Genomic DNA, 5641 nt, shown 5'->3' with positions numbered 1-5641 from the left:
GTCCTTCAAAGCAAAACGCAAAAACCGGTCCGGTTTGAGATTTCCGAAGGCACCCGCACTTCCGTCATGAAGTGGATGGAAGATCCACTGATGGTTGGGTCCGAATATCTGTGGCCTGGCCGTTTCCACGAGCGGCTCCACATATCAACGCGCCAGTATGCACGGATCGTGCGGAACTGGGTTTCGTCGATTGGGCTGGAAGTCACTGCCTACGGCACTCATTCAATGCGACGCACGAAGGTCACCCAGATCTACAAGAAGACAGGGAACCTGCGTGCTGTTCAGCTTCTGCTAGGGCATACAAAAATGGACAGCACCGTCAGATACCTGGGTGTCGAACTTGAAGATGCATTGGCAATATCGGAAGCTATCGAAATCTAGGCGTTTGGGCCGTTCGATATGGACGGCCCTTGGCGGCCGATTATCGGTCGATTTGACGCTGCCCCGCAGCTCTCGCTTTGCGGCCACTCGTGCATCGTGCAGCATTTTGTCGGCTTAAACGTCGGTCTGCGGACAAACCGAGAATTCGCTGCGAGAAGTTCGAATATTTCCTGCCGGCCGTTTATCAGCGATGGCGATACCCAAGCCAAAGACACAAAGGGATCATCAACATAGCCAGCGACCATATCAAGAATGTGCTGTCCAACAGCTACGAGTAAGCATTGGACATCGTGGTAGAAATGCCCTCTTGGTGAAGGCGAAATGGGAGGATTGGAAATGGCACTAACAGCAATAATCGAAGCGCATGGCGGACCAGAGCAGTTCAAATTGGTTGACCGGAATGTCGGTGAACCGGGAAATGGCGAGGTCCGCATTGCCCATAAAGCTGTAGGCCTGAATTTCATTGATGTGTACCAGCGCACCGGACTTTACCCGATGCAATTGCCCCATGCGATGGGCATGGAAGCCGCAGGAGTGATCGAGGCCGTGGGCGAAGGGGTTACGCATCTTAAAGTCGGTGATCGTGCCGCCTATGCCTCGAACCCGCCCGGCGCTTATTCCGAGGCACGTGTAATGTCTGCCGCTCAGGTCTGTCCATTGCCTGATGGCATCTCCTTTGAGGAAGGTGCAGCGATGATGCTCAAGGGTATGACGGTGGAGTATCTTTTTCACCGCACCTCACCTCTGAAGTCGGGTGATACCGTGCTGTTTCACGCGGCGGCAGGCGGTGTGGGCCTTTTGGCCTGCCAATGGGCGCGCTCGGAAGGGATCACATTGATCGGAACCGCAGGAACAGATGAGAAATGCCAGCTCGCGCAGGATCATGGAGCAACCCATTGCCTGAACTACCGCAGTGGTGATTGGGTCGCGCAAGTGCGCAGCCTGACAGGCGGCAAAGGCGTCGACGTGGTGATGGACGCTGTGGGCAAAGACACCTTCGACGGATCGCTCGATTCGCTGAAACCGCTGGGCATGATGATATCTTTCGGAAATGCTTCGGGGCCGGTCCCCCCTTTTGATGTAGGTATTTTGGGAAAAAAGGGGTCGCTGAAAATAACGCGTCCAACGCTGTTCACGCATATTGGCGATCACGAAACCTGTCAGGCCATGGCGCAGAATCTTGCGGCAAAAGTGCTGAGAGGAGATGTAAAGATCAACATTGGCCAGCGGTTCGCCTTGAGTGATGTGGCAAAAGCTCATGAAGCGCTGGAGGCGCGCAAGACAACAGGCTGTACTGTACTGGAAATCTAAAGCTTTATTTTGGGCCATGACATTGTTAGTGACGCTTGATTGTCAGCTCCGGGCGCAGAAAATTTACGGCCGGTGCTTTGTCAAAACATCGAAGCGGACATTAGCTGCATTGCAGAAAGCCGACGCATTGAGCTCACTGCAGACTTTCGCTGCGGATGTCAGCCTTGAGCGTCCGCTTTCTTCGGCTTGCCCAATCTAGTTTGCAAGTGCAGCGAAAGTCCGCAATCCGCCCCTCGTGTCGAATTTACCAAGCCTGTCACCTCCGGCCCATTGCGGACATCCGACCCTGCGATTGGATGCTGCGTAGGCATACAGGCAACCCCCACTTATCTGAGACAGTTTTATCTGAGGTGGTTTGATGTGAGATTATTGCATCGTGACACACGACGATGTGGACGTGCTTGTCGTTCAATTGTGACGTGGCATCAACATGGCTCGTTAGCGGACCTTTGCTACAAGCGTTCCCATTTTTGGCCTGTCTACGCCCAAATCATTGCGAGATGTTGGCCGCCGTTGCCATTGATCCACTATGCTTCGATGTAAGTTGTGCAACGCAGCTAAAACGAGGCATCCAATGACGCAAATGTACACAACCTCTGAAGGAACAACGACTAACGGTGCGATCCGGCGCGGATTTGAGAACCACAGTAGCGACCTCGCCTACAGCAGCTCACTTCAGAAGGAGGATTGGAATGTTGAATTTGGATCAAACACCGCAAAAAACGCAGTAATCAGCAATGAGGAAGCAATGTCGGGCAGTCAGTCCCTGAAGGTCACTTACAGTAGCTATGATAACGCCGCTGCAGCATCGTCGTGGAAAATACCGGAAGAAGGGGAATACTATCTGTCATACTGGGTGAAGTTCGAAGATGATTTCGACTTTGACGGTGACGACCATAGCGGGGGCAAGCTTCCTGGCCTCGCCTCGGACGGTCTCGCCAGTGGCGGTGACGATGTCGACGGTTCAAACGGGTTTACGGCCCGCTATATGTGGCGCGACGACGGCGAGGCAGAGCTATATCTTTATCACATGGACAAACCGAACGAGTACGGCGAAAGCTTCAAGTTTTTTGATGAGCATGGCGATCCAATCAAGTTTGAACCGGGCGCTTGGCATAATTTGGTACAGCGGGTGCAAGTCAACTCCGGCAACAGCGCGAACGGTGAAGTAGAGGTGTGGTTTGACGGCGAGCAAGTTCTGGATCTTGATGGTCTGCAATTTGTCGATGACGGTTCGCAGATTGATCGGTTTTACTTCAGTTCGTTTTTCGGCGGCAGTACAGACGGTTGGTTGCCAGATCACGATGTATCTGCCTACTTCGACGACGTCGTTATATCGACCGATGCTGCAGATGTGGGCTTGGGCGCGACACAGTCGGGCGGGCAAACTGTAAGCGTAATCCAACAGCAAGAACCTGCAGAGGAAGTTGTGGCGTCACCAGTTGAGGCGATACCTGTTACAGACGAAGACGCCCCGTTCGAATTTAATTTCGTCATGGTCAAAAATTGGGGTTCAGGTGCCATTTTAGAACTTCAAGTTACGAATACGGGCGATACCGATGTGACAAACTGGCAGGTTGCTTTTGATCTGGCAGACCTTGAAATCGAAAGCATTTGGCGCGCTGAGGTCAGTGTCACCGAGGATGGGCGCTTTATTATCGACGGCATTCATTCAGGCGACGATATCGATGCCGGAGAAACTGTCAGAATTGGCATTAAGGTCAGCGATGGTGATTTGGACATACAGGCATTGAACCAAGCCGCGGACTTTGATCTGTTTCTTTAGTTCACCACTATTCAGTTGCTCCGTTGATCACTAAACCACTACCGACTGGCGTCGGTGGGATTGGCGATATGCTGTTGCAAGTACTGAAGTACGATGCCTTCGGTAATGGCATCGTTGGAGGTTGAAAAATATCCACTCCGCCACAAGCCCCGTCACATTCGAACGAAAGCGCCAGGCCTTTTCCAGCCTAGTGCTGAGTGTCGGTGGCGCGGATTGCGGACATTAGTGTAACCTTGCAGCATGGTTCCGCCTCGGAAGGTCTGCTTCGCCGACAAAACGGTCTTTTGCACGTGCGGCGATTGCTGACGCAGCATTTCCTAGCAGTTGCAGCAGATTTCTTACTGAGATGCAGACTGCGTCGTGGAGGCGGCCGTTCAATGTTATCGATTTCAGTGGACTTCAAACCAATCTTTCGCCGCACTTTGCACGAACTATCAGAGATCGCGACAAAACTGCCGTCCGGAAGAATTGAATTCGCTGTGTTGCAGCTTCACCGAAGCATACCCTAATAGATTGCACAGCTCTGACCCTAACATGCGATCATGTTACAAAATCCACGAACCTCGTCTGTTCGGCTTCGTACCAGACTCATCGTTGCATTACGTTCAAAAGAGATCAGGATCACCCCAAATAATTCAGACACAAGAGAGAAGCCCGGCCATGCCGATCAAAAACAGATACGCCGAGCTGCATGCAGAGATCACAGAATGGCGTCATGATTTCCACATTCATCCAGAACTCCTGTTCGACGTGCATCGGACCGCCGCGCGGGTTGCAGAATTGCTACGTTCGTTTGAATGCGATGAAATTGTTGAGGGTGTTGGAGAAACTGGCGTCGTCGGGGTCATCAAAGGCAAGAGTTGCGAAAGCGGTAAAGTCATTGGATTGCGAGCAGATATGGACGCGCTGCCAATTCATGAGATGACCGGCCTCGACTATGCATCCCAGACGCCCGGAAAAATGCATGCTTGTGGGCATGATGGACACACAGCCATGTTGCTGGGCGCAGCAAAGTTTCTTGCAGAAACGCGCAATTTCAATGGGACTGCAGTTGTTGTTTTCCAACCTGCTGAAGAGGGCGGCGGCGGTGGTTTAGCAATGTGCCAGGATGGCTTGATGGATCGGTTTGGGATCCAGGAAATATACGGAATGCACAACACGCCAGGCTTACCCGTTGGCCAGTTTGCCATCCGACCTGGCGCGCTCTTGGCATCCTCGGATGAGTTTGAAATTGTCGTGACTGGCAAGGGCGGGCACGCAGCGGCACCCCATGAAGCTGTGGACACGACACTGGTCGCCGCTCAAATTTTGCTATCGCTCCAAACAGTTGTTTCGCGCAACGTTGACCCGATAAAGCGTGTCGTATTGACCGTCGGTACATTCAAAACTGACAGCGCAGCAAGCAATGTGATTGCCCATAAAGTTTGCATGGAAGGCACGGTACGCACACTTGATGCGCAATACCGATCGTTCGCCGAAACGCGCATCCGAGCGATTGCAGAGGGCACTGCCGCGGCCCTTGGTGCAAGCGTTGAAATAAACTGGACGCCCGGGTATCCCGTCACGGTTAACACCCCTGAACATACAGAATTCGCAGCAGAGGTTGCCCGATCAATTGCAGGGAATGTGGACGACAATGTTGACCCGATCATGCCTGCCGAAGATTTTAGCTACATGTTGGAAGAGCGGCCCGGCGCCTACATCTTCCTTGGCAATGGCGACACCGCGATGTGCCATCATCCGAGTTATAATTTCGACGATGAGGCGATCCCATTTGGATCCAGCTGGTATTCGGGCATGATTGAGGCGCGGATGAGCTTTGCGACCTGATGGATTCATATCATAGGTCCGCGTGCGTTGCGTACTCTGGGACAGAATACATTGTTTAAACGCCACTTGTTCGGCTCACTGCCGACCTTCGCTGCAGATGCTCCCCGCAAAAACTAGGTCGTGGCCCTGAGCGTCTGCTTTCTTAGGACGTGCCCATTTAGTTTGCAGGCGCAGCGAATGTCGGCAAACCGCCCTTCGTGACGGTTGTCACTTCCGGCCCAAACCGGCCATTCACCGCCTGTAGAGCGTCAACCACCTTGTCCGCGCGCGACAACCATCTTGGCCGGTTTTCAGGCCGCTGAGGTTGGCGTGTCGTTCAATGTTTCTGGTTAG

Annotated in this window: 4 protein-coding genes and 1 pseudogene; 4 read left to right on the top strand and 1 reads right to left on the bottom strand. The window is 52.9% G+C overall.

Translation table 11 applies throughout. The annotated features are described in order from the left end of the window. The 3 genes from BM131_RS19620 to BM131_RS19610 all read left to right on the top strand — a co-directional run. On the top strand, window positions 1–381 hold a 381-nt coding region (locus BM131_RS19620), incomplete at its 5' end, for a tyrosine-type recombinase/integrase (protein ID WP_090192157.1). 336 nt (window positions 382–717) lie between these two features. Next, entirely contained in the window at window positions 718–1692 is a 975-nt protein-coding gene (locus BM131_RS19615; RefSeq protein WP_090192156.1) for a quinone oxidoreductase family protein, read from the top strand. A 574-nt stretch (window positions 1693–2266) separates the two neighbouring features. Beyond that, window positions 2267–3478 (top strand): polysaccharide lyase, encoded by a 1212-nt coding sequence (locus BM131_RS19610; protein WP_175499505.1) that lies wholly within the window; start codon window positions 2267–2269, stop codon window positions 3476–3478. A gap of 38 nt (window positions 3479–3516) precedes the next feature. Here BM131_RS19610 and BM131_RS20795 read toward each other — a convergent pair. Then, window positions 3517–3615 (bottom strand): annotated as a pseudogene (locus tag BM131_RS20795) (IS200/IS605 family transposase); the annotation flags it as partial. Between the two features lie 523 nt (window positions 3616–4138). Here BM131_RS20795 and BM131_RS19600 point away from each other — a divergent pair. Next, entirely contained in the window at window positions 4139–5308 is a 1170-nt protein-coding gene (locus tag BM131_RS19600; RefSeq protein WP_090192152.1) for a M20 aminoacylase family protein, read from the top strand. Window positions 5309–5641 lie beyond the last annotated feature (333 nt).

The organism is Loktanella salsilacus, assembly GCF_900114485.1.
Taxonomy (GTDB): domain Bacteria; phylum Pseudomonadota; class Alphaproteobacteria; order Rhodobacterales; family Rhodobacteraceae; genus Loktanella; species Loktanella salsilacus.
Note: the sequence above shows the minus strand (reverse complement) of the source record. Positions and strands in the feature narration are given on the sequence as shown.

What these genes read in the sequence shown, in the direction of transcription:
- BM131_RS19615 (WP_090192156.1), top strand. Translation starts at nt 718, where the DNA reads ATGGCACTAACAGCAATAATCGAAGCGCATGGCGGACCAGAGCAGTTC.
- BM131_RS19610 (WP_175499505.1), top strand. Translation starts at nt 2,267, where the DNA reads ATGACGCAAATGTACACAACCTCTGAAGGAACAACGACTAACGGTGCG.
- BM131_RS19600 (WP_090192152.1), top strand. Translation starts at nt 4,139, where the DNA reads ATGCCGATCAAAAACAGATACGCCGAGCTGCATGCAGAGATCACAGAA.